Raw genomic sequence first — 23,150 nt, 5'->3', positions numbered from 1 at the left:
AATCGACGGAAAACTCGCGGAAAATATGTAAAACGAATGAGGGTTACCCGATGCAGCAGATTCCCCCGCTATGGCTTTCGCCTGAATCCCACCTGGCCCGCAGCGCGCCGGATCATCCGATCCTGTATTTCTCGCCGCGGGTCCTGCACGAGGTGGCGCGGCGGTTCAGCCAGGGGTTTCCGGGGCTGGTGACCTATGCGGTGAAGGCAAACCCGCATCCGGCGGTGCTGTCCAATCTCGTGGCCGCGGGGATCACGGCGTTTGACGTGGCCTCGCCCGCCGAGATGGAGGCGGTGCGCGCCGCCAGCCCGGATGCGGTCATGCACTACAACAACCCGATGCGGTCAGAGGCAGAGATCGCCGCTGGCATCGAACACGGTGTCGCCAGCTGGTCGGTGGATGAGCTGAGCGAGCTGGAGAAGCTGGATGCGGTGCCGCGCTCCTGCGAGATCGCCGTGCGCTTTGCGTTGCCTGTAGCGGGCGCGGCCTATGATTTCGGCAGCAAATTCGGTGCTGCACCGGACGAAGCGGTGGAGCTGCTGAAACAAGTGGCTGCCAAGGGCTGGACGCCCGCCTTGTGTTTTCACCCGGGCACCCAATGCGAAGATGAGACGGCCTGGGTCGAATATGTCCACGCGGCAAAACGGATTGTCGGTGCGGCTGGGGTGCAGATCGCGCGGCTGAATGTGGGCGGCGGTTTTGCCGCCAACCGCGACGGCGTGGCGCCGGATCTGGAGAAGGTCTTTGCCGCCATCGGCACCGCGGCGGACCAGGCGTTCGGCACGGACAAGCCCACGCTGATCTGCGAGCCGGGCCGGGCGATGGTGTCAGAAAGCTTTACCCTGGCCGCGCGCATCAAGGGGATGCGCAAGGACGGCGCGGTGGTGTTCCTGAATGACGGCATCTATGGCGGGCTGGTGGATATCCGCGACATGGGCCTGCCGGGGCGGGTGGAGGTCGTGGCCTCCGACGGCACCCACCGCAGCGGTATCCGCAAGCCGCGGGTGGTGTTCGGTCCGACCTGCGACAGCCTTGACCGGCTGCCGGACGGGCTGCCGCTGCCTTGCGATTGTGCGTCGGGGGACTATGTGCTGTTTCCAGGGCTAGGCGCCTATTCCTCTGCCATGAGCACGCAGTTCAACGGTTATGGCCTGTCTGACGTGGCGACGGTGATTGAGCTGGCTGGACAAGCGGCCAGCTGACAGTAGTCTCGCCCCCGCAACAGCAGCCAGCGCGGACAGGGGGCGAGCATGGAAAAATTCGGGAAAAGCCAGCCGGTGAAACGGGTCGAGGATGTCAGGTTCCTGACCGGCCAGGGCCGGTACATCGAGGATGCCGCCCCGGCGGATGCGTTGCGTGCCTGGGTGCTGCGCAGCCCGGTGGCCCATGGGGTGATCACCGCGCTGCACACAGAGGATGCGCTGGAGGCCGAGGGCGTCCATGCGGTGATCACCCTGGCGGAGCTTGAAGCCGCGGGCATCAGCGTCTCGATGGATGGCACCACGGTGAAGAATCGGGATGGCACCAGCGGCGCATCGCCGGAACGCCCGATGCTGGCCCGCAACAAGGTCCGCTATGTCGGAGAGCCGGTGGCCGTCGTCGTGGCTGAAACGCTGGATCAGGCCCGCGACGCGGGTGAGCTGATCGAGTTGGAGATTGATGACCTGCCGGTCAAGCTCGACCTGATGCCCGGCGGTGAGCCGCTGCACGGCAGCGTGCCGGACAACAGGGCCTTCGACTGGGGCATGGGGGATGAAGCGGCAACTGAAAAGGCGTTCCGCACCGCCGCCCATACCGTCGCGCTGCAGGTCGAAGACAACCGGATCATGGTCAGCACCATGGAGCCGCGCGGCTGTTTTGCCGAATGGCAGCAGGGGCGGCTGCATTTCACCTTCGGCGGTCAGGGGGTCTGGGGCATGAAAAGCCAGCTGGCCGCCAAGCTGGGGCTGAATGAGGATGACATCAGGGTCACGACGCCGGATGTCGGCGGCGGCTTCGGCATGAAGGCTTTTGCCTACCCTGAGTATTTCGCCGTGGCCCATGCCGCCACGGTGCTGAGCCGTCCGGTGTTCTGGATGTCGGACCGCAGCGAGGCGATGCTCAGCGACAACGGCGGCCGCGATCTGACCTCGCTGGCGGAGCTGGCCTTTGACGAAAACCTGAAGATCACTGCCTACAGGGTCTCCACCCGCTGCAACCTTGGCGCGTACAATTCCCATTTCGGCCAGCCGATCCAGACTCAGCTGTTCAGCCGGGTGCTGGCGGGGGTTTACGACATTCAGACCGCCTGGCTGCAGGTGGAGGGGATCTATACCAACACCACCCAGGTCGATGCCTACCGCGGCGCCGGGCGGCCGGAGGCGATTTATGTCCTGGAACGCGTGATGGACCGGGCCGCGCGCGAATTGGGCGTGGACCCGTGGGAGCTGAGGCGGCGGAACTTCATTCAGTCCGGCGCGTTTCCGTACGACACCGTGACCGGAGAGACCTATGATGTGGGTGATTTTAATAAAGTCCTGAGCCGCGCCGCGCAAGAGGCTGATCTTGCAGGATTCGCAGCCCGCCGGGCCGAAGATGGTAAACGCGGCAAGTTGCGGGGCGTTGGGCTTTGTTACTATATCGAAAGCATTTTGGGTGATCCTTCGGAAGGCGCGGAAGTGGAGTTTCTGGAGGACGGCCGAGTGAACATCTATGTCGGCACGCAGAGCAACGGACAGGGGCATGAAACCGTCTATGCCCAGTTCCTGGCCGACCAGAGCGGAATTCCTGCGGAAATGATCCAAGTGATCCAGGGCGACAGCGACCGCATTGCCCAGGGCGGCGGTACCGGCGGGTCACGCTCTGTCACCACCCAGGCCAACGCGACGCTGGCCGCAGTTGAAACCATGATTGCCGCCTTTACCCCCTTCCTGGCGGAGGAGATGGGGGTGGCGGAGGAGGCCGTCGCATTCGACGGCGAAACCTTCCGCGCACCCGGGTCGAACCTGACGCCCACCATGCTGGAAGCGGCAGAGATGGCCCGCGCGCACGGGCGGATCGATCTGCAGCGTCACGCGGCGCGGGCCCGGCTGCCGGGACGCTCGTTTCCGAACGGCGCCCATGTTGCCGAGGTCGTGATCGATCCGGAGACTGGGAATTCCGCTGTGGAGCGCTACACTGTAGTTGACGATTTCGGTAATCTGATCAACCCGGTGCTGGCTGAAGGCCAAGTGCATGGCGGGGTGGCGCAGGGGCTGGGACAGGCCATGCTGGAGCGGGTTGTCTACGATGAGGACGGGCAACTGCTCACGGCTTCGTTCATGGACTATGCCTTGCCGCGGGCCAGCGGCGTCCCCATGATTGGATTCACCTCCGAGCCGGTGCCTTCGACCCAGAACCCGATGGGGATGAAGGGCTGCGGCGAGGCGGGCACCGTCGGCGCGCTGGCAGCGGTTGCAAACGCGGTGCAGGACGCGGTCTGGGACCGCGGCGTGCGGCAGGTGGATATGCCGTTCACCCCGCTGAGGATTTGGGAAGTGCTTAGGGATGTTTCTGCGGCAGCTGAGTAAAAGGGTTTTAGGGTGGCTGGGACGGCCGCTGCGCTCGGAACATTCCGGCGAAACCAAGCTGCGCGGGCCGCAAGCCCATGTGATCATCCTGGACGGCACCATGTCGACGCTGGAGGAGGGGCACGAAACCCATGCCGGTCAGTTGTACCGGCTTTGCAGCCAGACCAGCGGGCAGGTTTCGGTCTTCTATGAATCCGGCGTCCAGTGGAAGGGCTGGGGCAGCGCGCCCGATGTGATGATGGGGCGCGGCATCAACCGCCAGATCCGACGCGCCTATGGCTATCTCGCCTCGCGCTACCGGCCGGGCGACAGGATCTATCTGTTCGGCTATTCCCGCGGCGCCTATGCGGTGCGGTCGCTGGCCGGGGTGATCGACCGGATCGGCCTGCTGAAGCCGGAGCACGCCACTGTGCGCAACATCCGCACGGCGTACCGCCATTACCGTCTGAACGGACGCTCCAAGACCGGCGCCGCCTTTACCAAGGCGCATTGCCACGATGAGGTCGGGATTGAGATGGTCGGCGTTTGGGACACGGTCAAGGCGCTGGGCCTGCGGCTGCCGCTGCTGTGGCGCTGGGCGGAAAACCGGCACAATTTCCACAACCATGAATTGGGCCCCCATGTTAAAAGCGGCTATCACGCGCTGGCGCTGGATGAGACCCGCGATGTGTTCAAACCGGTACTGTGGGATTGCCCCAAGGGCTGGGACGGGCATGTGGAACAAGTCTGGTTCCGCGGCGCTCATGGTGATGTCGGTGGTCAGCTGGGGGGGTATGAAGAAGCCCGGCCGCTGGCCAATGTCTCTTTGATCTGGATGCTGGAAAAGGCGGAGGACCGCGGCCTGCCGCTGCCCCTGGACTGGCGGATGCGGTTTCCGGTGGACCCGAATGCGCCGTCGGTCGGCACTTGGCGCGGCTGGGGCAAGATCTTTCTGCTGCGCAGCCGCCGCCGGGTCGGGCTGGACGGCAGCGAACGGTTGCACAGCAGCGTCGATGCAGGAAAACGGAACACCGCTTCCTCTGGCGGCTGGCTGGCGATGTTCTCCAAGACTTGAGGCTGAGCGGGGGCTCAGCTGTTTCCCAGCGCTTTTAGAAGGTGTTTGTGCCGCCGGTCCGGCCAGAAGCGGCCAATCGTGATGCCGTCAGCCCGTGGCGCTGCGCTGCTCCAGCGCCTGGCGCAGGCGTTTCAGCGACATGGCGACGATCAGCTTGTGGGCGGGCCGGACCGGGATCATGTAAGCCCGGCCGAACATGTTGTGTGTCTTGACGGATGAGGTCACGGACAGAATGCCGTTGCTGCTGGACAGGCAGGTCATCACGTCCAGATGCCTGTCCCGCACGGTCAGAGTCAGGAGTGTGTCCGACACGGCCTCCACCAGGAAGAAATCCAGCTTGTCACCGGTCTGCACGTCTGTGTGCGGCTTGCTGGAAATGCCGCCGATGCGTTTGACGCCGAAACACGCGGATACCGCGTCGCGCAGTTTGAACGCCAGTTTCAGGCCCGGCAGCGGCCGGGCGTGCATCAGGGTCCAGGCCTCCAGCGGGGTGATCTGCACCGGCAGGACAATGGATTGCGTATCCAGGAAATCCAGTTCCGCGGCGGGGGCCAGGACTTGAATGCGGGCGGTGGCAGCCCGCGCGAGTGAGGTTGGCGCCATGGTCGGCCCTTCCGCTGCTTGTCAGTTTACTGCCTTGAAGATAATTGGAAAAAGGCGGCTGGCAAGGCGTGGGGCAAAACCCTGCAACCCGTTTCAGGCAATTTTCATCACAATGCAGGTGGTGGACCCGGTTGCGTAAAGCCGACCGTCTTCGACCCCGCGAAGCTCACCATGCGCCACGCCGGTGGAGCGGCCCGCATGGTCGACGGTGCCGGTGCAGCCGATCAGTGTGCCCAGCGGGATCGGCCGCAGGATGTTGATCTTGAATTCCAGCGTTGTGTAGACCGACCCCAGCGGCACCTTGGTCATCACTGCGCAGGCCATGGCGCTGTCCAGCAGCGTGCCGTACCAGCCGCCATGCACGGTGCCCATCGGGTTGGTGACGTGGAATTCGGGGGTGCCGCGGAACACGACCCTGCCTTCTTCGACCGCGTGCAGGTAATACCCCAGCGTCTTGGCAATCGGCGGGCCGGGCAGGCGGCCCTCCAGAATGCCTTGCATGAAATCGAGGCCGGAGATCCGGGCAATCTGCTCTATCGTCAGCAGGTCGGAGGGCTGTTTGGCGTAGAACATGGCGCGCGGGTCCTTGGCAGGGGTGTTCCCCGCATTAGAAACCGCACGCCAGGGCCTGCAAGGCTTACGCCACGTTCTCCAGCGCGACCTTGGGAGTGACGCCCAGGGCAAAGCAGACGTCGCGGGTCAGTTCCGGCCGGTTCAGCGTGTAGAAATGCAGCTTGTCGACGCCGCCCTCCAGCAGGTCCGAGCACAACTCGGTGCACAGCGCGGTCGCCAGCAGGTCTTCGCGGCCGTCGCGCAGCGCCTTGTCAAAGGCGTTTTCGACCCAATCCGGGATGACGGTGCCGCAGCGCTTGGCGAAATTCCGGGCGCCTTTCCAATTTTCGATCGGCAGGATGCCGGGCGTCAGCTTGCTGCCGTCGATCCCCGCCTTTTCGCAGGCGTCGCGGAAGCGGAAGAAGGTTTCCGCCTCAAAGAAGAACTGGGTCAGTGCCTCATCAGCGCCGGCATCCAGCTTGCGCTTCAGCCATTCCACATTGGCGTCCTGGCTGGCAGCCTCCGGGTGGCAGTCCGGGTAGGCGCCAACGCGGATGGTGAAGCCGCCGCGTGCCGCCAGACCCTTGATCAGCTCCACCGAGTCGGCAAAGCCTTCGGGGTGCGGCGTGAACTTGCCCTCGCCCTTGGGCGGGTCGCCGCGCAGGGCGACGATCTCGGTCACGCCAGCCTCGGCAAACTGGTCTGCGATCTCCAGCGTTTCCGCCTTGGAGGCATTCACGCAGGTCAGGTGCGCAGCCACATTCAGGCCGGAGGAATTGTGCAAGGTGTCCACCGCATCGCGGGTCAGCGTGCGGGTGGTGCCGCCTGCGCCATAGGTCACAGAAACAAAACGCGGATCCATCGGGGCGAGGACCTGCACGGTGTCCCAAAGCCGGAAGGAGGCTTCGAGATTTTTCGGCGGAAAGAATTCGAAGGAAATCTTGGGCGTCGTCATCTCAGGTCTCTCGCTAGGTTTATGTCTGCCCTTGTTGCACGCGCAGCATTGTGAGACAATTTCATAATACTCAAGATTAACATGAGCGATCTGATAGGATGCATATAGAATTCCGCCACCTCCGCACCATCAAGGCCATCCATGAGGCCGGCGGTCTGGCCCGGGCTGCCGAGCAACTGAACATTACTCAAAGCGCGCTGAGCCATCAGGTGAAGGGGCTGGAGGATCAGGCCGGAGTGGAGCTGTTCATCCGCCGCTCCAAGCCGATGAAGCTGTCCCCCGCGGGCCTGCGGCTGTTGCGCCTGGCGGACCAGGTGTTGCCGCAAGTGGAGGCCGCGCAAGCAGAATTCTCCTCTCTGCGCGACGGCAACACGGGCCGCATGCACATCGCCATCGAATGCCACGCCTGTTTTGAATGGCTGTTCCCGGTGCTGGAGGGCTTTCGCAAGAACTGGGGCGATGTGGATGTGGATATCCGGCCAGGGCTGGCCTTTGACGCTTTGCCTGCGCTGGTGAAAGAAGAAGTGGATCTGGTGGTTTCTTCCGATCCGGAAGACATCAACGGCGTCGAGTTCATCGAGCTGTTTGACTACAATCCTGTCTTTGTCGCTTCGGCGCAGCATCCGCTGGCCGCGAAACCCTATGTGGAGGCAGAGGATTTCATCGGTCAGAACCTGATCACCTACCCGGTGGACAAGACCCGGCTGGATGTGTTCAGCCAGCTGCTGATTCCCGCCGGTGTGGAGCCCGCCTCGATTCGGCAGGTGGAGCTGACGGCGGTGATCCTCTTGCTGGTCGCCTCCAACCGCGGGGTTTCCGTGCTGCCGGACTGGGTGGTGCGGGAGGTGAAATACTCCTCCGATTACGTGACCCGGCCGCTGACCAAATCAGGCATCACCCGCAGCCTTTACGCGGCAATCCGGACCGAGGACCGCGGGAAACCCTTCATGCAGGAACTGATCCGTCTGGCCAAGGTCGAGGCGCGCAAGCTGCAGCATCAATAGATACTGCCGCCGGAGAGGCGCGGAACGGCCTGCGCCGGTCCGGCGCCTGTGCCCGCTCCGCGCGGTTGCGTGATCCGGCAGGTGCCGGCACGCGGCTCAGACCAGCTTGACGATCTGCTTGCCGGTATTGCCGCCCTGCATCATCGACAGGAAGGTCCGGGGGGCGTTTTCCAGCCCCTCGGCGATATCCTCCAGATACTTGATGTCACCGCTGGCGATCCCGGGGCCCACTTCGCCCAGGAAATCGCCGTAACGGTCGTAGTGGTTGAAGATGATGAAGCCGTTCACGGACAGGAACTTGGTCAGCACCGACCGCCAGATCGCGGGCGCAGTCAGGTCGGTTTCAGCGCTGTTGTACCAGGCGATCATGCCGCAGACCGGGATGCGGCCGAAGTTGTTCATCAGCGGCAGCACCGCCTCCAGCACCTTGCCGCCGACGTTTTCGTAATAGATGTCGATACCGTCGGGGCATTCCGCCGCCAGCGCCTCGTTCAAGCCTTCGGCACTGGCATAGGCGCGGTGGTCGAGGCAGGCGTCAAAGCCGAAGGTGTCCACCGCCAGCTTGCATTTGTCGGCACCGCCGGCGATGCCCACCACCCGCAGGCCCTTCTGTTTTGCGAGCTGTCCCACCATCGAGCCGACCGGGCCGGTGGCGGCGGCAACCACCAGGGTTTCGCCCGCCTGCGGGCGGCCATAGGCGTCCAAGCCATGCCAGGCGGTAAACCCCGGCATGCCCAGAGCGCCAAGCGCGGTTGTGAGCGGCGCCATATCCGGGTCCAGCTTGCGGATGTCGGAGCCCTGCGCGCAGGCGTGGCTGGCCCAGCCGAACGCGCCAAGCGCAAAGTCGCCGGGCTGGAAATCCGGGCTGTTGGAGGCAATCACCTCGCCCACGCCGCCTGCGGTCATGGTTTCGCCGATTTCAACCGGATCGGCATAGGATTTGCCCGCGTTCATGCGTCCGCGCATGTAGGGGTCCAGCGACATATAGTGAACCCTTACAAGCACTTCGCCCTCTTCCGGCTGGGGCATGTCCACGCTCTCCAGGCGAAAATTTTCCTCGCTGGCCTGGCCTTCGGGGCGGCTGGCCAGCACGATACGCTGCATCTGGTCGGGCATGGGAGTTCTCCTGTCATTGCTGCTGTTGAGACTGGGCCCCACAGGAGCGGAATTCAACCGCTTACCGGGCCGTAACCGCGCGTCAGAGCGGCTGCCCTCTTGCCGGCAAAGCCCCTTGGCAATCGGGGGCAGGGGGCGTATAGGCACGGTTTGACCCGGCATCTCCCCGACGTGACAGGATTCTGCAGACATGATTGGCAGCGCAAACCTCAATGTGATGATCAAAGCCGCCCGAAAGGCCGGCCGTTCCCTGGTGAAAGACTTCCGCGAGGTGGAAAACCTGCAGGTGTCGATGAAAGGCGCGGGCGACTTTGTTTCCAAGGCTGACATCGCTGCCGAGAAGATCATCAAGGAAGAGCTGCGCAACGCCCGCCCGACCTATGGCTGGATCGCGGAAGAGGGCGGCGAGATCGAAGGTGAAGACCCGACCCGCCGCTGGATCGTCGACCCGCTGGACGGCACCACCAACTTCCTGCACGGGCTGCCGCACTGGGCGATCTCCATCGCGCTGGAGCACAAGGGCAAGATCGTCGCCGGCGTGGTCTATGACGCCGCCAAGGATGAGATGTTCTTTGCCGAGAAGGGTGCCGGTGCCTGGATGAACGACACCCGTATTCGCGTGTCGGGCCGCCACCGGATGATTGAGTCAATCTTTGCCACCGGCGTGCCGTTCGGCGGCCGCGCCGACCTGCCGCTGACGCTGCAGGATCTGGCCCGCCTGATGCCCGCCTGCGCCGGCGTGCGCCGCTGGGGCTCTGCCGCGCTGGACATGGCCTATGTGGCGGCAGGCCGTTACGAGGGCTTCTGGGAGCGCCGCCTGAACTCTTGGGACCTGGCCGCAGGCATCATCATCGTGAAAGAGGCCGGCGGTCTGGCCGAGGCGATCGACCCGGATGCGGGCATCATCGACAGCGGCTCTGTTGTCTGCTCGAACGAGCCGATCTTTGAGAACTTCGCCAAGGTGATCCGCGGCTGAACCGGCCTGAGAAAATGAGACTTTTAAGCGCGGCCACTGTGCCGCGTTTTTTGTTGCGGAGAGTATTTTTCCACGATGAGGGCAGTGCCCGTCCGCGGGTGGAAGCGAAGCGCCCGCCCATGGGGGCGGACGGGCGCTGCCCGGCCTATCGGCCAGGCGGAAGAGTTATTGGTCCGACGGATGGTTCACCCCGTCGTTCCAGGGGATCTCGCCATAGGTCTCCGGATGCGTGCGCGGATTGGCGCCTTCGATACAGCCCAGGTTGACGCCGCATTCCTTGGGATCGGAGCGGCGCTGGTGGTGAGTGTAGATACCGCAGGTCCTGCAGAAATAGTGCTTCGCGGTATGGCTGCCCCAGGTGTAGAGGCTGAGGTTTCCGGCGCCTTTCAGCACCTTCAGGCTGGCGGTCAGGGCGGTGACGGCAGCCGCCCCGCGGCGGCGGCAGAAGGAACAGTCGCAGCGCGCGGCCGATGCGAGGCCCTCGGGAAACTCCGCCTCGATCTCAACGGCGCCGCAGTGGCAGGTGGCTTTCAGATGGGCCATTCAAAGTTCCTTTCTGGTTCATATGCGGCGCAAGGTTGAGTTATCCCGCAAATAATTCCCCGCAAAATCCATAGGGGCAGCTCTACCATTTACTTGCCCCGATGCCCGTCGGGGCGGCGGCCTGCGTGTTTACCAGTAGCTTGTTCCGACAGTGGCGCAGGCCGCCTCTTTCAAACCTCGTGGCATCAAGCCAGGCGCTGTTTCACTTCCCCCAAGGGCCCGGATTGCGCTTCTTGCGCGGCAGCTTGGGGATGCGGCTGGCAGAATATTCGTACGCGCTCTCCGGATGCGGCGGGGTGCCATGGGTGCGGTTCCAGAACGCCGGGCCGCCGCGGCGCAGCCATAGGGGCAGGCACAGGATCAGACCCACCGCAAAGCCGCCGGCATGGGCCCAATAGGCGACGCCGCCCTGGTTGGGATCAGAGCCGAGGCCCCCGAAAAACTGCATCGCCAGCCACACGCCCAGCATGACAAAGGCGGGGATGGTGAAGATGCGGAAGTAGACGATCAGGATCAGCAGGATATCGACGCGCGCCCTTGGGAACATCAGCAGGTAGCCGCCCATGACGCCGGCAATGGCTCCGGAGGCGCCAACCGTGGGCACCATGGACCCGGGCGCGGACATCACATGGATCAGCCCGGCGCCAAAGCCGCTGAGAAGGTAGAACAGCAGGAAGGGGAGGTGGCCCATCTCCTCCTCCAGGTTGTCGCCGAAGATCCACAGGAACAGCATGTTGCCGCCCAGATGCATCAGACCGCCATGGATGAACAGGGAGGTGAAGAGCGTTTCGAACCCGTAGCCATGGATAATCTCGGCCGGAACGATTGCATAGGCGTCATAGAAATAGGCCAGCGCACGCGGCGAGGCATAGCTGGCGGTGTAGTAGATATAGGCCAGGACGTTTGCGGCAATCAGCGCATAGACGACAAAGGGCCTGCGGCCGGACGGGTTGTGATCGCGGATCGGAAACATGGGGGAACGCTGGGCCGGAAATGGCCCAGCGTCAAGTGCTTAGCGCCGATAGCTCAGGCGTTGCCGCCCAGCAGCTGCGCGTTGCCGCCAGAGGCGGTGGTGTCGACGCAGACGTGGCGCTCAGCCAGGACGCGGGCGAGGTCGGGCTTGCCGGGGATCAGCGGGATGATCGGGCCATCGCGCTTGGCAAGGCATTGCTCGATGTCGCGGCCCGCCGCTTCATCGCCCCACCACAGCACGCCGGAGATACCGTCAATTGTTTCCAACTGGTTCAGCCCCAGAAGGCCATGCGCCTCAATCGCGGTGCCGCCGAGGCTGATCACCTGCTTGGCCTGTTCGGCGGCGGCCTCCGGCCCCGGGCCCATGCACAGGAGCGGCGGCCGGGCGGAGACCGTCAGGCGGTTTGATTCACCGGTCGGGCCGGGCAGGGTGGTGGTCACAGGCTGCGCCGGGACGCCACTTGCGCCTGGCAGCGCGGCGGTCTCAGTGTCCCATTCGGCGCTGACCTGCTGCCGGTCGGGCGCGCAGAAGCGGTTGAGGTAGAAGGGGCCGCCGGCCTTGGGGCCGGTGCCGGACAGGCCCTCGCCGCCGAACGGCTGGCTGCCGACAATGGCGCCGATCTGGTTGCGGTTCACATAGATGTTGCCCGCATGGACCCGGTCGCAGACATGCTGCACCCGGTCGTCAATGCGGGTGTGCAGCCCGAAGGTGAGCCCGTAACCGGTTGCATTGATGTCGGAAATCACCTGGTCCAGCTGGTGCGATTTGAACCGTGCCACATGCAGGACGGGGCCAAAGATCTCGTCCTCCAGCGCGCTGATGCCGGGCACTTCGATCATCGTGGGCGCCACAAAAGTGCCGCCCTGCGGCGCCATCAGCTCCTTCATCACCCGGCCCTCGGTGCGGGCCTGGTCGATGTGGGCCAGGATGCCTGCGCGGGCGCCTTCGTCGATCACCGGGCCGCTGTCGGTGGACAGGTGCCACGGATCGTCCAGGCGCAGGCAGTCCATTGCACCCTTCAGCATCTTCAGAACGGTGTCGGCGATGTCGTCCTGCAGGTAGAGGCAGCGCAAAGCTGAGCAGCGCTGGCCCGCCGACTGGAACGCGCTTTCGATCACCGATTGCACGGTCTGTTCCGGCAGCGCGGTGGAGTCGACGATCATGGCGTTCAGGCCGCCGGTCTCCGCAATCAGCGGGGAACCCGGCTGCAGGTTGTCGGCCATCGCCTTGCGGATGCGCAGGGCAGTGGCGGTGGAGCCGGTGAAGGCGACGCCGTTCACCCGCGGGTCAGAGGTGATAGCCGCCCCGACCACGCTGCCGCGGCCCGGCACCAGCTGAAGGGCGCTGCGCGGCACCCCGGCCTCATGCATCAGCTGCACGGCGCGGTGAGCGATCAGCGGCGTCTGGTCGGCGGGCTTGGCCAGCACGGCGTTGCCCGCGGCCAGTGCGGCAGACACCTGGCCGGTGAAGATTGCCAGCGGGAAGTTCCAGGGCGAGATGCAGGAGAAGATGCCCGCAGACGGCGCATCGGGAATGCGCGCCGCGTAGTAGCGCAGGAAATCCACCGCCTCGCGCAGTTCGGCCACCGCGTCGGGAATTGTCTTGCCGGCCTCGCGGGCGAGGATGGCGAACAGCTCGCCATAGTTTTCCTCATAGAGATCCGCAGCCTTGTTCAGGATCGCCGCGCGTTCCGCCGCCGGGGCCTCCCAGGGCTCGGCCAGCGCCAGAGCCAATTCGATATCCTCGGGGCTGCACTGGCTGACGGTGCCGACGGCACTCAGGTCGGTGGGGCTGGTCACATCCTTGGCGGCCTCCGGCTGGGCGTCGCCCGCCAGCAGCGGTCCGGCCTGCCACTGGCGGCTGCGCCAGGGCGCGCGGGCCTCCTCGATCTTTGCCAGCGTCGGCGCGTGGCCCAGATCAAAGCCCTTGGAGTTGATCCGTTCAGGCAGGAAGAGTTCCGGCCCGGTCGGGATTTTGCGGGTGATATCGGCCACCGCGTCGAAGGGGTCGGCGGCGACAACCTCCGGCGGGACATTTTCGTCCACGATCTGGTTCACAAAAGAACTGTTGGCGCCGTTTTCCAGCAGGCGCCGCACCAGATAGGCCAGCAGGTCGCGGTGCGCACCGACGGGTGCGTAGATTCTGCAGTTGGTCTTGTTCTGCTCCAGCACCATCTGGTGCAGCGTCTCGCCCATGCCGTGCAGGCGCTGGAATTCAAAAAGCCCCTTATCCATGCCTTCTGCCATGTGCAGGATGGCGGCAACGGTATGGGCGTTGTGGGTCGCGAACTGCGGATAGATCCGGTCCGTCAGCCCCAGCAGCTTGTGGGCGTTGGAGATATAGGAGACGTCGGTCAGCGGCTTGGAGGTGAAGACCGGGAAGCCATCGACGCCCTCGACCTGCGCCTGCTTGATTTCGGTATCCCAATAGGCGCCTTTCACCAGCCGTACCATGAAGCGGCGGTTGTATTTCTCTGCCATTTCATGCAGCGCGTCGATCGCCAGCCCGGTCCGGGGCCCGTAGGCTTGCACCACGACGCCAAAGCCGTCCCAGCCCGCCAGCGCCGGATCGGAGACCACGGCGTCGATCACTTCCAGCGACAGCGACAGGCGGTCGGCTTCCTCGGCGTCGACATTCAGACCCATCTTGGCCGCCTTCGCCAGCAGCGCCAGCGCCTTCAGGCGCGGCACCAGCGCTTCCATCACGCTGTCTTCATGCGCCAGCTCATAGCGCGGGTGCAGCGCCGACAGTTTCACCGAGATGCCGGGGTTCTTGCGGATGTCATCGCTGTTGCAGGCGGCGGCAATGGCCGAGATCGCCTTGGAGTAGGACAGGTGGTAGCGGGAGGCATCGGCCTCGGTCCGGGCGGCCTCGCCCAGCATGTCATAGGAATAGGTGTAGCCCTTGGCTTCCATCCCCGCGGCGCGGTTCATCGCGCTTTCGATGGTTTCGCCCAGCACGAACTGGCGGCCCATTTCCTTCATCGCGCGGCTGACGGCGGTGCGGATCACCGGCTCGCCCAGGCGCTTGATGGCGCCGCGCAGGGCGCCGATGGGGCTGCGGTCCTCGTCCAGCACCTTGCCGGTCAGCATCAAGGCCCAAGTGGAGGCGTTGACCAGCGAGGAAGTGGACTTCCCCAGGTGCTTGCCCCAGTCGGACGGCGCGATCTTGTCTTCGATCAGCGCGTCGATGGTGTCGGCATCCGGCACCCGCAGCAGTGCTTCGGCCAGGCACATCAGGGCGATACCTTCCTCGGTCGACAGGCCGTATTCGGCCAGGAAGACCTCCATCAGCCCGGGCGCCGAATGGCCGCGGATATCGCGCACCAGGGCGGCGGCGCTGGAACAGATCCTGGCCCGGTCGGCCTCGGACAGGGCGGCTTGGGCAATCAGCTGGTCGCGCATGGCGGTCTGATCGGCGTAGGTGCCGGAATCAATCCGGTAACGCAGCTTGGATTGGGTTGTCATGCAGGGAACTCCACAGAAAACATGCAGGGCTTTTGCAAAGAATACACGCTTTCTGGCGGGACAATCGCCTGAATATGTGTAATATGCAGGGCAAGTGTCAAAAAGGCGGGCGGAAGGACAGTTCAAATGACCTTTCCTGATATCGACAGGTTCGACCGGGCGATTCTGAACGTGCTGGCGGAGGACGGGCGGATCTCCGTCGCCGATCTGGCGCGCCGGATCGGGCTGTCGAAAACCCCGACCCAAACCCGGCTCAAGCGGCTGGAGGCGGAAGGTATCATCACCGGCTACCGCGCCCTGGTCGATCCGATCCGGCTGGGGCTGGACCACGTGGCCTTTGTCGAGGTGAAGCTGGACGATACCCGGCAGGCGGCACTGGCCAAGTTCAATGCCGCGGTGTCCAAGCTGCCGGAGATTGAACAGGCCTATATGATGGCCTCGCATTTCGACTACCTGCTGAAGGTGCGCACCCGTTCGATGACCGATTACCGGGCGGTGCTGGGAGAGAAGATCTCCTCGTTGCCGCATGTCTCCTCGACCTCCACCTATGTGGCGATGGAAGCGGTCAAGGAAGACGGCGCGCTGGGGCCGCTTTAGTGTGTAGAGGATGAAGCGCGCGCACAGGTGACTTGATCGAAACCGCAAATGTGCCAGCATTGGGGGCATGTTTTGCTTTGTGTTCCGACCCCCGCGACGTCCGGCCATATGTGTTGCGGCGGCTGCTGCCGCCCTGTTGGCGGTGCAAGCCGCCGCCGCCGGCTGCCCTTCCGCACCTGACCACAGCACGCCGCTCGAAGGGCTGCTGAGCGAGGTCCAGCAGGCTGACAGCGAGGCGCAGGCGCGCGAGATCGCCAACCGGATGTGGGAATTCTGGGCCGATGCCCCGGATGAGCGCGCGCAGGAGATCCTGAACCGCGGCATGACCCGTCGCTCGTCATTCGATTTCCTCGGCGCGCTGGAGGATTTCGATCAGCTGATCGCCTATTGCCCTGCCTACGCCGAGGGCTACAACCAGCGCGCCTTCGTGCATTACCTGCGCCGCGATTTTGCCGCCGCGCTGCGGGATCTGGACCGGGCGCTGGAGCTGTCGCCGCGCCATGTCGCGGCGATGAGCGGGCGGGCGCTGTCGCTCTATGGCCTGTCCCGGCTGGAGGAAGCACGGGAGGCACTGGCAGAGGCGCTGGCGCTGAACCCCTGGCTGCCGGAGCGCTACCTGGCCGATCCCGGCGGTCCGCTGGCGCCGCCGGGAGCCGGGGATGTGGAGCTGTAGCAGCACGCCCGCACGTTGCAGAAAATCCCGGCAAATGCCGAAAACAGATTGTCTGTCTGAAATCAGACGGCTAGATCTGCAGCTGTGGCGCCGCCCGACGGTGCCGCTGGCGGACGTGGTGGAATGGTAGACACCGGAGACTTAAAATCTCCTGGCCTTATGGCCGTGCGGGTTCGAGTCCCGCCGTCCGCACCACTGTTATCTTTGCAGTATCAGCCCTCCTGACAGAACCACCTGCGGCTAAGCATTGCCTGCGGCTTCAGCGCAGATGACTCTCCGCGCGATCACGTAAAGATTGCATTGCTGTAACGTTAATATTATGCAAGATGTCGCACAAAATGTGAAAGATCTTTGGCATATGGCGCTGATCCACCAGAAAATCTCCGCTTTGCTTGCGGATATGAATCTGTCCAACCGGCAGGCCGCGCTGAAATGCGGCATTCCCTACGGCACATTTAACAGCGCGCTTAAGAATGAGCGCGAGATTGGCTGGAGCACGCTGGACGCATTGTCGCGCGGGCTCGGGGTGTCGTTCCGCTACTTTTCGTCCGATACCGCCGGGCTGGAGCTGCTGCCGGACCGGCAGCCAGGCGGGCCCGGCAGCAAGGCGTTTGAGATTCTCAATGCCCAGATGCAGGCGGCCACCCGCACCCGCCAGTACAGCGGCTGCGATGTCTCGCTGCAGGACTTCCTGGACTGGTGGTTTTCCAACAGCGGCCGCCTGGAAGGGTTTGACCAGCTGCAGCACACGGTGGACATGTTCGATCCGCCGGATCCGGAAAAGAACCGCATCCAGCCGATCCAGTCCGGGCCGCACAGCCTGGCGTCCGTCTGCTTTGAGGTGTCCAGCAGCGGCCAGCTGCGCGATACGCTGAACGGGTTCAGCGACAAGGTGAATGCCGATCTGGTGATGGCCCACAGCGAGGCGATCAACCGGGGCGAACCGGTGATCACCCACCCCTCGCTTGACGTGAAGCTGCTGAACGGCCGCCGCTTTACCCGGCAGTACCGGCGGGTCCTGGCGCCGGTTTACCTGCCGGATGGCAAGCTGCTGGTGGCCAATTTTTCACAGGATATCAAATTCGGCTAGGTCGCTTTGCAGCATGTGCTCCATCTCCAGCCGGGAAGAGCCGACAAACCATTCAGTGCTGCTGCGCACCTCCGGCTCCGGATCGCGCCATTTCTGCGCGCGGGGGATGGCCCGGCTGAAGCCATAGACCAGATCCAGCCGCGCCTGCATGTGGCGGTCGGGAATGAAGGCATAGATCCAATCCACATCCCATTTCTGGATCGCCAGAATCTGGAATATCCGCATGAATGGCGCCAGCCGCTCCGCCCGTTTGCCGCGGCGGCCGGGCAGGAAATTCAATTCTCCGATATAGGCCAGCCGCCCGCTCACTTCGCGCGCCAGCGGCTCCGCCACGCTTTCGACGCCGCCGCCGGCTGCATTGGGGAATTGATGGCGTGAAGTGCGCAGCAGGAAATCGGCCAGTGTTTCCCGGCCTAAGTCTTGCAGCATTGCCGCCGCGCCGCCGATATAGGTGCCGTTCTCCTTCAGGAACAGCCAGAAAGCCGAATTCTCGGTGTGGTCGGCGCGCTCAATCGCGAAACCCGGCATCTGGAACTGCCGGCCTGACAGGGCGGCGGTTTCGGGCACTTTCTCGAAATCGGTGAACATTTCGACCTGAAGGCCGGCCTGCGACAGCGTATGCAAGTACCCCGAAAGCGCTTTTCCCATATCGAGTGAATTCATTAAGGTCCCCTGTCGTAAAGTCTCCTATTCGAATAGCCCGAAAAACGCCCCTGCGCCGCCAAAGAGTGCAAGTTGCATAAAATCTTAAATAAAATTTCGGAAAATCATCTGCTTTACCGGAGGGAAGGTAATGCAGCTATGAGCTGCAAGAGTATTGGCGGTAGAAAGGATCACAATAACGGCTGGCCACGGCATTCGATTTGATCGCAGAATTCCGGTTGCGGGGCGGCTGTTGCAGGGCAGGGCGGCCGCCCCTGGTGTCAAGCGCCGAGATAACTTGGCCAGCACGGCGGCGGCGCCGTGCCAGTCTGTCATGTGCTGTTAGATGCGCGCGCCGGGTCTAAGCGTCTTCAACCGGAAGGCTGGCGTCTTTCCACGCCTGCAGGCCGCCCTCGATGATGGCGGCGTCGTACCCCATTTGGCAAAGGGTGTGCGCGGCCAGCGCGGCCCGGGCGCCGGAGGCACACAGCACATAGATTTTCGCGCCGTCCCGCCGGCTGGTCAGGGAGTCCTCGGCGGCGCCGCTGTCCGGATCGGCCTTTGATTCCAGCACGCCGCGGGGGATATGCAAACTGCCGGCGACGGTGCCCTCCTGCTGCAGTTCGCCGGGTTCGCGCACATCAAGGATCACGCGGTCTGCTGCGGCCGCCTCATGGGCCTCGCGGGGGCTGGCCGTTTCGGTCTGCGCCTTGGCGTCTTCGACCATCTCTTTCATGCTTCGTGCCATCCGTCTCACCTCAGAACTTGTTGACAGGGATTTTCAGGTAGTGATTGCCGTCGCTTTCCGCCGCGCCCAGGCGGCCGCCGCGCAGGTTTACCTGCAGGGCTGCCAGCATCCGGTCCGGCAGGGAAAGGCTCTCGTCGCGCTCGGTGCGCTGCTTGATCCAGTCTTCCTTGCGGGTCCCGGCCTTCACGTGCGGGTTGCGCGCCAGATGCTCTGCCACCGTGGCCTCCCAGGCGGGGGTGTCACGCTCGTTGGTGCCGTAGTCATGGCCGATAAACAGGCGGGTGTTGTCCGGCAGGGACAGGATCTCCTGGATGGACTGCCACAGCTCCTCAGCGGAGCCGCCGGGGAAGTCGGCGCGCGCGGTGCCGGTGTCGGCGTGCATCAGCGTGTCATGGACAAAGGCCGCATCACCGCAGACATAACTGACCGAGCCCAGCGTGTGACCGGGCGACAGCATCACCCGGATCTGCATATCACCCAGCGCGATTGTGTCGCCATCCGCCAGCAGCCGGTCAAAGTCGCGGCTGGGATCAAACGCTTCGGGCATGTGGTAGTAGCCGCGCCAAAGTTCAGCAATCTCGCGGGTCTTCTCGCCGATTGCCGTGGGCGCGCCCGTGCGCTCCTTCAGCCGGGCGGAGGCCATGAAGTGATCGGCGTGCGGGTGAGTGTCCAATATCCAGGCGGGCTCTAGCCCTTCGCTCTCGACCACCCGCATCACGTGGTCGATACTGTCCTGGGCAGTGCGGGCACTTTGCGGGTCGAAATCCCACACCACGTCGATCAGCGCCGCCTTGCGTGTGGACGGATCGGCGCAGATGTACTGGACCGATCCGCTTTCCGGTTCATAGAGGCCCCAAACATCGGGGCTGTTGCTGCTGCCCGCTGGTGAATGCCGGACAATCCGGTCGCCTTGCGTGTAATCCGTTGCCATCGCTTCCCCTCTTTCGCGCAATTGCTGTGCTGATGGCCGCAGGGGCCGGGGCGCCTGCGGCATTGGAAGCATAACGTTTGACGGAAAGACCGGTTCCCGCGCGAACCAGCCCCGCGGCGGCTATGGCGCGCAAGCTGCGCCGGCAGCCAGAAAAAAACGGCCCGGAAACCATCAGGTCCCGGGCCGTTCTCATCTCTGCTGCAATACCGGTTCAGCCGCGGCCTCGGTAGGGGGGCACGCCCTGGTCCGGAATCCAGACGCCTTCGGGCATCGGCCCGGTTTGCCAGAACACGTCGATCGGAATGCCGCCGCGCGGGTACCAATAGCCGCCGATGCGCAGCCACTGCGGCTCCAAAAACTCCGCCAGGCGGCGGGCGATGGAAACGGTGCAATCTTCGTGGAAAGCGCCGTGATTGCGGAAGGAGGTGAGGAACAGCTTCAGCGATTTGCTTTCCACCAGCCACTCACCCGGCACATAGTCGATCACCAGATGGGCAAAATCGGGCTGCCCGGTCATCGGGCAGAGCGAGGTGAACTCCGGCGCGGTGAAGCGCACGTTATAAGCCACGTCACCTTGCGGGTTCTGGACGCGCTCCAGCTCCGCCTCTTCCGGGCTGCTGGGAACGACGGTGTCGCCGCCCAGCTGTTTCAGGTTGCTGTAGATGCTGTCGGACATATCAGGGTTCCTATGTTCAGACGCCGCGCTTGTTGCCCCAGACCAGCACATGCAGCTGCGGCAGGACGCGGGGGGTGAACCAGCCGTCGCCGGTCACTTTTTCGATGAGCCACAGCAGACGGTCAGTGGCCTGCTGCAAGTCGACCGGCTGGGCGGGGTCGACCTCCGGGTTGCCGGGCTGCAGGTACAGCGGCAGCTCCGGGTGGCGTTCAGCGGCGGCCTTGGCCCAAGCGTAATCCTTGTCGTCAAAGATCACGATCTTCATCACCGCCTGGCCGCAGCCCTGTGCCGCCTCAAGGCATTGATCAAAGGCCTTCCAGTCCACGGTTTCGCCGCTGGAGGGCGGTTTAGGGCTCAGGACCAGCGTATCCAGATCCGCAAACCAGGGTTTGCTGACCGACCCTTGGGTCTCGCAGGCAAAGCGGTAGCCTTCGGCCTTGCCATAAGCGATCACCGGGGCAAAGTCCTGGATCGCCGGGTTGCCGCCGGAGATCGACACTGTCAAAGGCTTGCCGCCAGAAAGGCGGCGCACCTCGGCCATGACCTCCTCGGGCGCCATCACCGCCCAGTCACGCCGGTAGCCGCTGTCGACCGCGTGCATGCTATCGCACCACGAGCAGCGGTAATCGCAGCCGCCTGCGCGCACAAACACCGTGGGCTCCCCGATCAGGGCGCCTTCGCCCTGGATGGTGGGGCCGAAGATTTCAGCGATGCGCAGGGTCACGGCCCAACCTCCGGCCTGTACTCCGCCCAGGTCTTAGGCGTCTCCGAGACCTTCACCGCGGCCACTTCGGGCCAGCGCGCATGGCACCAGTCATAGAAATGCTTCGCCATGTTTTCCGCTGTTGAATGCCCGTCCAGAACGTCATTCAGATGCCGGTGGTCGAAGGTTTCGTCGATATACTCCTTCAGCGGCTTCAGCTCGTGATAGTCGCGCACGAAGCCGTCACTGTTCAGCTCCTTCGCCGCCAGCTCCACCACCACGACATAGTTGTGCCCGTGCAGCCGGGCGCATTGGTGGTCCGGCGGCAGATGGGTCAGCTGGTGAGAGGCGGAGAAGTGGAACTCCTTGGTGATCCGGAACATCAGGCGCCGTCCTTGGCGGCTATTGCCGCCTTCCAGAACTCCGGGTCGGCGTAGTCCGTCGGATCCTCGACCCCAGCCAAGTGGAACGCCTCGCGCCGCTCCACGCAGGTGCCGCAGCGCCCGCAGTGCCTCTCGCCGCCCTTGTAGCAGGACCAGGTCTCGGCAAAGGGGGTGTTGTGCTTGGCACCGGCGGTGACGATGTCGCCCTTGGTGCGTTGCACAAACGGGGTATACAGCCGCACGTCGGCATAACCGTCCAGCGCGGCCCGCTGCATGGCATCAAAGGCCTCAGTAAAGGCCGGGCGGCAGTCCGGATAGATGAAGTGATCACCGCCATGCACTGCGGTTGCCACCGCGTCGTCTCCGTTTGCGGCAGCAATGCCATAGGCGATGGTCAGCATGATCGCGTTCCGGTTCGGCACCACGGTGACCTTCATGGTCTCTTCCTCGTAGTGGCCGTCCGGCACGTCGATGTCATCGGTGAGGGCCGAGCCCGAAAGCGCGGCGCCTATGCCTCTCATGTCGATGATGTCATGCGGCACGCCCAGCCGTTTGGCTGCGGCGGCGGCATAGTCGAGTTCCTTCCTGTGGCGCTGGCCGTAATCGAAGGAGACAAGACGGGTCAGCTGATGTTCCTCAGCGACCATATGGGCAAGCGAAACGGAATCCAGCCCGCCCGAGCAGATAACGATAGTTTTCATTTTTGAACCCTTGTTTTGGTGACCGGGTAGGCTGCGACCGGTGCCGCGCGTTTAGCAGCAAGGCGGGAATGGCGCAAGGTGCGGGCGCATTGCGAACATTCGGCAGGACTTGTTAGGGAAATTTGAAAGTTTGGCGTTGGCGGCACATTGTGAGGGCAGTGCTCGTCCGCGGGCGGAAGCGTAGCGCCCGCCCGTGGGGGCGGACGGGCGCTGCCCGGGGTGCCGCCGGGCGGGGCAGTCTAAACCGGCGGCAGTTCCCCCTCCAGCCACTCCAGAAACGCGCGCGATGCCGGGGTGCTGGCATGGCTGGGCGGCGGCATCAGAAAGTAATTCTCCAGCAGCTCTGCCGAGTGATCGCTGGCCCGGACCAGCTGGCCGCTCTCCAGCAGCCCGCCCGCCAGCGTGTCATGCGACATTGCCATGCCCGCACCATTCAGCGCCGCGGTCATGGCGATCACGTAAGTGGAGGCCAGGTTGATCTCGTGATTGCGTTCAAACGGCAGGTCCTGCGACTTGAACCACGCGCCCCAGGAGCCTGTCACGCCTGCACAATCCAGCAGCGTTGCGCTGCCGAAATCAAACGCGCCATCCTGATAATCAGGAGCGCAGACCGGATAGAACCGGTCGTAAGTCAGCCGCACCGCTGCCGCTGACATGTCATTCGGGCGGCCGAAACGGATTTCTGTCCCGGCAGAGCTGGCATGGCGTTCCGGATCCCAGATCGGCGTCACGATATTCAGCACCAGCCAAGGAAAGCGCTCATAAAGCCGGGGCAGGCGCGGCGACAGCCAGAACACCGAGAATGCCATATTGCACTGCAAGACCAGATGCCGCCCCTGGTCGCCGCCGGTAAAGGCCTGGGTGCCGGCGGCAATCAGGTCGAACGCCTCGCGCACGATCGGCATGTAATTCGCCCCGGCCTCCGACAGCTCCAGCGCGCGGGTTTTGCGGATGAACAGCTCCCTCCCCAGAAAGTTCTCCAGGCTGCGCACATGCTGGCTGATTGCCGATTGCGTCAGGTTCAGCTCTGCCGCGGCGCGGGTGAACGACAGATGCCGGGCGCTGGCCTCAAAGGCGCGCAGCCAGGTGAGCGGGGGCAGGGAGGATGACGGCGGTCCGGGGGGCTGCATGAATGTATCACCTATGCATTAGCTCAATTAATGCATAGCGGCTGAATCCATCGTTTGTCAGCAGGGCAAGCGGCTGGCACCACTA

23 protein-coding genes and 1 tRNA gene are annotated in these 23,150 nt (G+C 64.0%); 9 read left to right on the top strand and 15 right to left on the bottom strand.

The annotated features are described in order from the left end of the window. Positions 1-50: 50 nt before the first annotated feature. From CAER_RS0125735 to CAER_RS0125725, 3 genes are read left to right on the top strand one after another with little or no spacing between them, the layout of a single operon-like run. Positions 51-1,202, top strand: coding sequence for a type III PLP-dependent enzyme (locus CAER_RS0125735; RefSeq protein ID WP_027238064.1), 1,152 nt, complete (start codon positions 51-53; stop codon positions 1,200-1,202). Between the two features lie 48 nt (positions 1,203-1,250). Next, positions 1,251-3,548 (top strand): xanthine dehydrogenase family protein molybdopterin-binding subunit, encoded by a 2,298-nt coding sequence (locus CAER_RS0125730; protein ID WP_027238063.1) that lies wholly within the window; start codon positions 1,251-1,253, stop codon positions 3,546-3,548. Further along, positions 3,526-4,602 (top strand): DUF2235 domain-containing protein, encoded by a 1,077-nt coding sequence (locus tag CAER_RS0125725; RefSeq protein WP_027238062.1) that lies wholly within the window; start codon positions 3,526-3,528, stop codon positions 4,600-4,602. Before CAER_RS0125730 ends, CAER_RS0125725 begins: the two co-directional genes overlap by 23 nt. Positions 4,603-4,689: 87 nt before the next feature. Here CAER_RS0125725 and CAER_RS0125720 read toward each other — a convergent pair whose 3' ends face one another. From CAER_RS0125720 to CAER_RS0125710, 3 genes are all read right to left on the bottom strand, one after another. After that, positions 4,690-5,205 carry a DUF2867 domain-containing protein gene (locus CAER_RS0125720; protein ID WP_036798024.1) on the bottom strand — a complete coding sequence of 172 codons (516 nt, stop codon included), beginning with the start codon at positions 5,203-5,205 and terminating at the stop codon, positions 4,690-4,692. A 93-nt stretch (positions 5,206-5,298) separates the two neighbouring features. After that, entirely contained in the window at positions 5,299-5,778 is a 480-nt protein-coding gene (locus tag CAER_RS0125715; protein WP_027238060.1) for a PaaI family thioesterase, read from the bottom strand. Positions 5,779-5,842: 64 nt separating this feature from the next. Continuing rightward, complete coding sequence (locus CAER_RS0125710) at positions 5,843-6,712, bottom strand: methylenetetrahydrofolate reductase (RefSeq protein ID WP_027238059.1); 870 nt, start codon at positions 6,710-6,712, stop codon at positions 5,843-5,845. A gap of 98 nt (positions 6,713-6,810) precedes the next feature. Between CAER_RS0125710 and CAER_RS0125705 the strand changes: the two genes are divergently transcribed. Beyond that, complete coding sequence (locus tag CAER_RS0125705; protein ID WP_027238058.1) at positions 6,811-7,716, top strand: LysR family transcriptional regulator; 906 nt, start codon at positions 6,811-6,813, stop codon at positions 7,714-7,716. Positions 7,717-7,812: 96 nt separating this feature from the next. On the opposite strand, the gene CAER_RS0125700 is transcribed toward CAER_RS0125705, so the two are convergent. Continuing rightward, complete coding sequence (locus tag CAER_RS0125700) at positions 7,813-8,832, bottom strand: NADP-dependent oxidoreductase (protein ID WP_027238057.1); 1,020 nt, start codon at positions 8,830-8,832, stop codon at positions 7,813-7,815. Positions 8,833-9,022: 190 nt separating this feature from the next. On the opposite strand from CAER_RS0125700, the gene CAER_RS0125695 reads away from it, so the two are divergent. Further along, entirely contained in the window at positions 9,023-9,808 is a 786-nt protein-coding gene (locus tag CAER_RS0125695) for an inositol monophosphatase family protein (protein ID WP_027238056.1), read from the top strand. 165 nt (positions 9,809-9,973) lie between these two features. Here CAER_RS0125695 and CAER_RS0125690 read toward each other — a convergent pair whose 3' ends face one another. The 3 genes from CAER_RS0125690 to putA form a co-directional block, all read right to left on the bottom strand. Next, complete coding sequence (locus tag CAER_RS0125690) at positions 9,974-10,351, bottom strand: GFA family protein (RefSeq protein WP_027238055.1); 378 nt, start codon at positions 10,349-10,351, stop codon at positions 9,974-9,976. A gap of 202 nt (positions 10,352-10,553) precedes the next feature. Next, positions 10,554-11,324: a rhomboid family intramembrane serine protease gene (locus CAER_RS0125685; RefSeq protein WP_027238054.1), complete on the bottom strand. Its 771-nt coding sequence runs from the start codon at positions 11,322-11,324 to the stop codon at positions 10,554-10,556. Positions 11,325-11,377: 53 nt separating this feature from the next. Next, on the bottom strand, positions 11,378-14,791 hold the full coding sequence (putA, locus tag CAER_RS0125680) for a bifunctional proline dehydrogenase/L-glutamate gamma-semialdehyde dehydrogenase PutA (RefSeq protein WP_027238053.1): 3,414 nt from the start codon (positions 14,789-14,791) through the stop codon (positions 11,378-11,380). Positions 14,792-14,917: 126 nt separating this feature from the next. On the opposite strand from putA, the gene CAER_RS0125675 reads away from it, so the two are divergent. From CAER_RS0125675 to CAER_RS0125655, 4 genes are all read left to right on the top strand, one after another. Further along, on the top strand, positions 14,918-15,388 hold the full coding sequence (locus CAER_RS0125675) for an Lrp/AsnC family transcriptional regulator (protein WP_027238052.1): 471 nt from the start codon (positions 14,918-14,920) through the stop codon (positions 15,386-15,388). Between the two features lie 142 nt (positions 15,389-15,530). Beyond that, entirely contained in the window at positions 15,531-16,061 is a 531-nt protein-coding gene (locus CAER_RS0125670; protein WP_036798062.1) for a tetratricopeptide repeat protein, read from the top strand. A 109-nt stretch (positions 16,062-16,170) separates the two neighbouring features. Then, positions 16,171-16,256: transfer RNA gene (locus CAER_RS0125660), tRNA-Leu, on the top strand. Between the two features lie 145 nt (positions 16,257-16,401). Next, positions 16,402-17,151 (top strand): helix-turn-helix domain-containing protein, encoded by a 750-nt coding sequence (locus CAER_RS0125655; RefSeq protein ID WP_245597428.1) that lies wholly within the window; start codon positions 16,402-16,404, stop codon positions 17,149-17,151. Here the strand turns inward: CAER_RS0125655 and CAER_RS0125650 are convergent. From CAER_RS0125650 to CAER_RS0125615, 8 genes are all read right to left on the bottom strand, one after another. Further along, positions 17,128-17,814, bottom strand: a complete 687-nt coding sequence (locus CAER_RS0125650; protein ID WP_154667864.1) for a hypothetical protein — start codon at positions 17,812-17,814, stop codon at positions 17,128-17,130. The genes CAER_RS0125655 and CAER_RS0125650 overlap by 24 nt on opposite strands. Positions 17,815-18,154: 340 nt before the next feature. Beyond that, a complete protein-coding gene (locus CAER_RS0125645) occupies positions 18,155-18,541 on the bottom strand; it encodes a rhodanese-like domain-containing protein (protein ID WP_027238048.1) in 387 nt (128 codons plus the stop codon). A 10-nt stretch (positions 18,542-18,551) separates the two neighbouring features. Continuing rightward, a complete protein-coding gene (locus CAER_RS0125640; protein ID WP_027238047.1) occupies positions 18,552-19,472 on the bottom strand; it encodes an MBL fold metallo-hydrolase in 921 nt (306 codons plus the stop codon). 211 nt (positions 19,473-19,683) lie between these two features. Beyond that, a complete protein-coding gene (gene queF / locus CAER_RS0125635) occupies positions 19,684-20,148 on the bottom strand; it encodes a preQ(1) synthase (RefSeq protein ID WP_027238046.1) in 465 nt (154 codons plus the stop codon). 16 nt (positions 20,149-20,164) lie between these two features. Next, the gene (queE, locus tag CAER_RS0125630) at positions 20,165-20,872 is read right to left on the bottom strand and encodes a 7-carboxy-7-deazaguanine synthase QueE (protein ID WP_027238045.1); all 708 of its coding nucleotides are present in this window, start codon (positions 20,870-20,872) and stop codon (positions 20,165-20,167) included. Continuing rightward, positions 20,869-21,234 (bottom strand): 6-carboxytetrahydropterin synthase QueD, encoded by a 366-nt coding sequence (gene queD / locus CAER_RS0125625; RefSeq protein ID WP_027238044.1) that lies wholly within the window; start codon positions 21,232-21,234, stop codon positions 20,869-20,871. Before queD ends, queE begins: the two co-directional genes overlap by 4 nt. Then, positions 21,234-21,935, bottom strand: a complete 702-nt coding sequence (queC, locus tag CAER_RS0125620; RefSeq protein ID WP_027238043.1) for a 7-cyano-7-deazaguanine synthase QueC — start codon at positions 21,933-21,935, stop codon at positions 21,234-21,236. The genes queD and queC overlap by 1 nt, the downstream gene beginning before the upstream one ends. A 239-nt stretch (positions 21,936-22,174) precedes the next feature. After that, positions 22,175-23,065, bottom strand: coding sequence for a LysR family transcriptional regulator (locus CAER_RS0125615; RefSeq protein WP_027238042.1), 891 nt, complete (start codon positions 23,063-23,065; stop codon positions 22,175-22,177). Positions 23,066-23,150 lie beyond the last annotated feature (85 nt).

The sequence above is a fragment of the Leisingera caerulea DSM 24564 genome, from assembly GCF_000473325.1.
GTDB lineage: Bacteria > Pseudomonadota > Alphaproteobacteria > Rhodobacterales > Rhodobacteraceae > Leisingera > Leisingera caerulea.
Note: the sequence above shows the minus strand (reverse complement) of the source record. Positions and strands in the feature narration are given on the sequence as shown.

Bases quoted from the DNA above. Each gene is read 5' to 3' on its own strand.
- CAER_RS0125735 (WP_027238064.1), top strand. From the start codon at position 51: ATGCAGCAGATTCCCCCGCTATGGCTTTCGCCTGAATCCCACCTGGCC.
- CAER_RS0125730 (WP_027238063.1), top strand. From the start codon at position 1,251: ATGGAAAAATTCGGGAAAAGCCAGCCGGTGAAACGGGTCGAGGATGTC.
- CAER_RS0125725 (WP_027238062.1), top strand. From the start codon at position 3,526: ATGTTTCTGCGGCAGCTGAGTAAAAGGGTTTTAGGGTGGCTGGGACGG.
- CAER_RS0125720 (WP_036798024.1), bottom strand. From the start codon at position 5,205: ATGGCGCCAACCTCACTCGCGCGGGCTGCCACCGCCCGCATTCAAGTC.
- CAER_RS0125715 (WP_027238060.1), bottom strand. From the start codon at position 5,778: ATGTTCTACGCCAAACAGCCCTCCGACCTGCTGACGATAGAGCAGATT.
- CAER_RS0125710 (WP_027238059.1), bottom strand. From the start codon at position 6,712: ATGACGACGCCCAAGATTTCCTTCGAATTCTTTCCGCCGAAAAATCTC.
- CAER_RS0125705 (WP_027238058.1), top strand. From the start codon at position 6,811: ATGCATATAGAATTCCGCCACCTCCGCACCATCAAGGCCATCCATGAG.
- CAER_RS0125700 (WP_027238057.1), bottom strand. From the start codon at position 8,832: ATGCCCGACCAGATGCAGCGTATCGTGCTGGCCAGCCGCCCCGAAGGC.
- CAER_RS0125695 (WP_027238056.1), top strand. From the start codon at position 9,023: ATGATTGGCAGCGCAAACCTCAATGTGATGATCAAAGCCGCCCGAAAG.
- CAER_RS0125690 (WP_027238055.1), bottom strand. From the start codon at position 10,351: ATGGCCCATCTGAAAGCCACCTGCCACTGCGGCGCCGTTGAGATCGAG.
- CAER_RS0125685 (WP_027238054.1), bottom strand. From the start codon at position 11,324: ATGTTTCCGATCCGCGATCACAACCCGTCCGGCCGCAGGCCCTTTGTC.
- putA (WP_027238053.1), bottom strand. From the start codon at position 14,791: ATGACAACCCAATCCAAGCTGCGTTACCGGATTGATTCCGGCACCTAC.
- CAER_RS0125675 (WP_027238052.1), top strand. From the start codon at position 14,918: ATGACCTTTCCTGATATCGACAGGTTCGACCGGGCGATTCTGAACGTG.
- CAER_RS0125650 (WP_154667864.1), bottom strand. From the start codon at position 17,814: ATGAATTCACTCGATATGGGAAAAGCGCTTTCGGGGTACTTGCATACG.
- CAER_RS0125645 (WP_027238048.1), bottom strand. From the start codon at position 18,541: ATGGCACGAAGCATGAAAGAGATGGTCGAAGACGCCAAGGCGCAGACC.
- CAER_RS0125640 (WP_027238047.1), bottom strand. From the start codon at position 19,472: ATGGCAACGGATTACACGCAAGGCGACCGGATTGTCCGGCATTCACCA.
- queF (WP_027238046.1), bottom strand. From the start codon at position 20,148: ATGTCCGACAGCATCTACAGCAACCTGAAACAGCTGGGCGGCGACACC.
- queD (WP_027238044.1), bottom strand. From the start codon at position 21,234: ATGTTCCGGATCACCAAGGAGTTCCACTTCTCCGCCTCTCACCAGCTG.
- queC (WP_027238043.1), bottom strand. From the start codon at position 21,935: ATGAAAACTATCGTTATCTGCTCGGGCGGGCTGGATTCCGTTTCGCTT.
- CAER_RS0125615 (WP_027238042.1), bottom strand. From the start codon at position 23,065: ATGCAGCCCCCCGGACCGCCGTCATCCTCCCTGCCCCCGCTCACCTGG.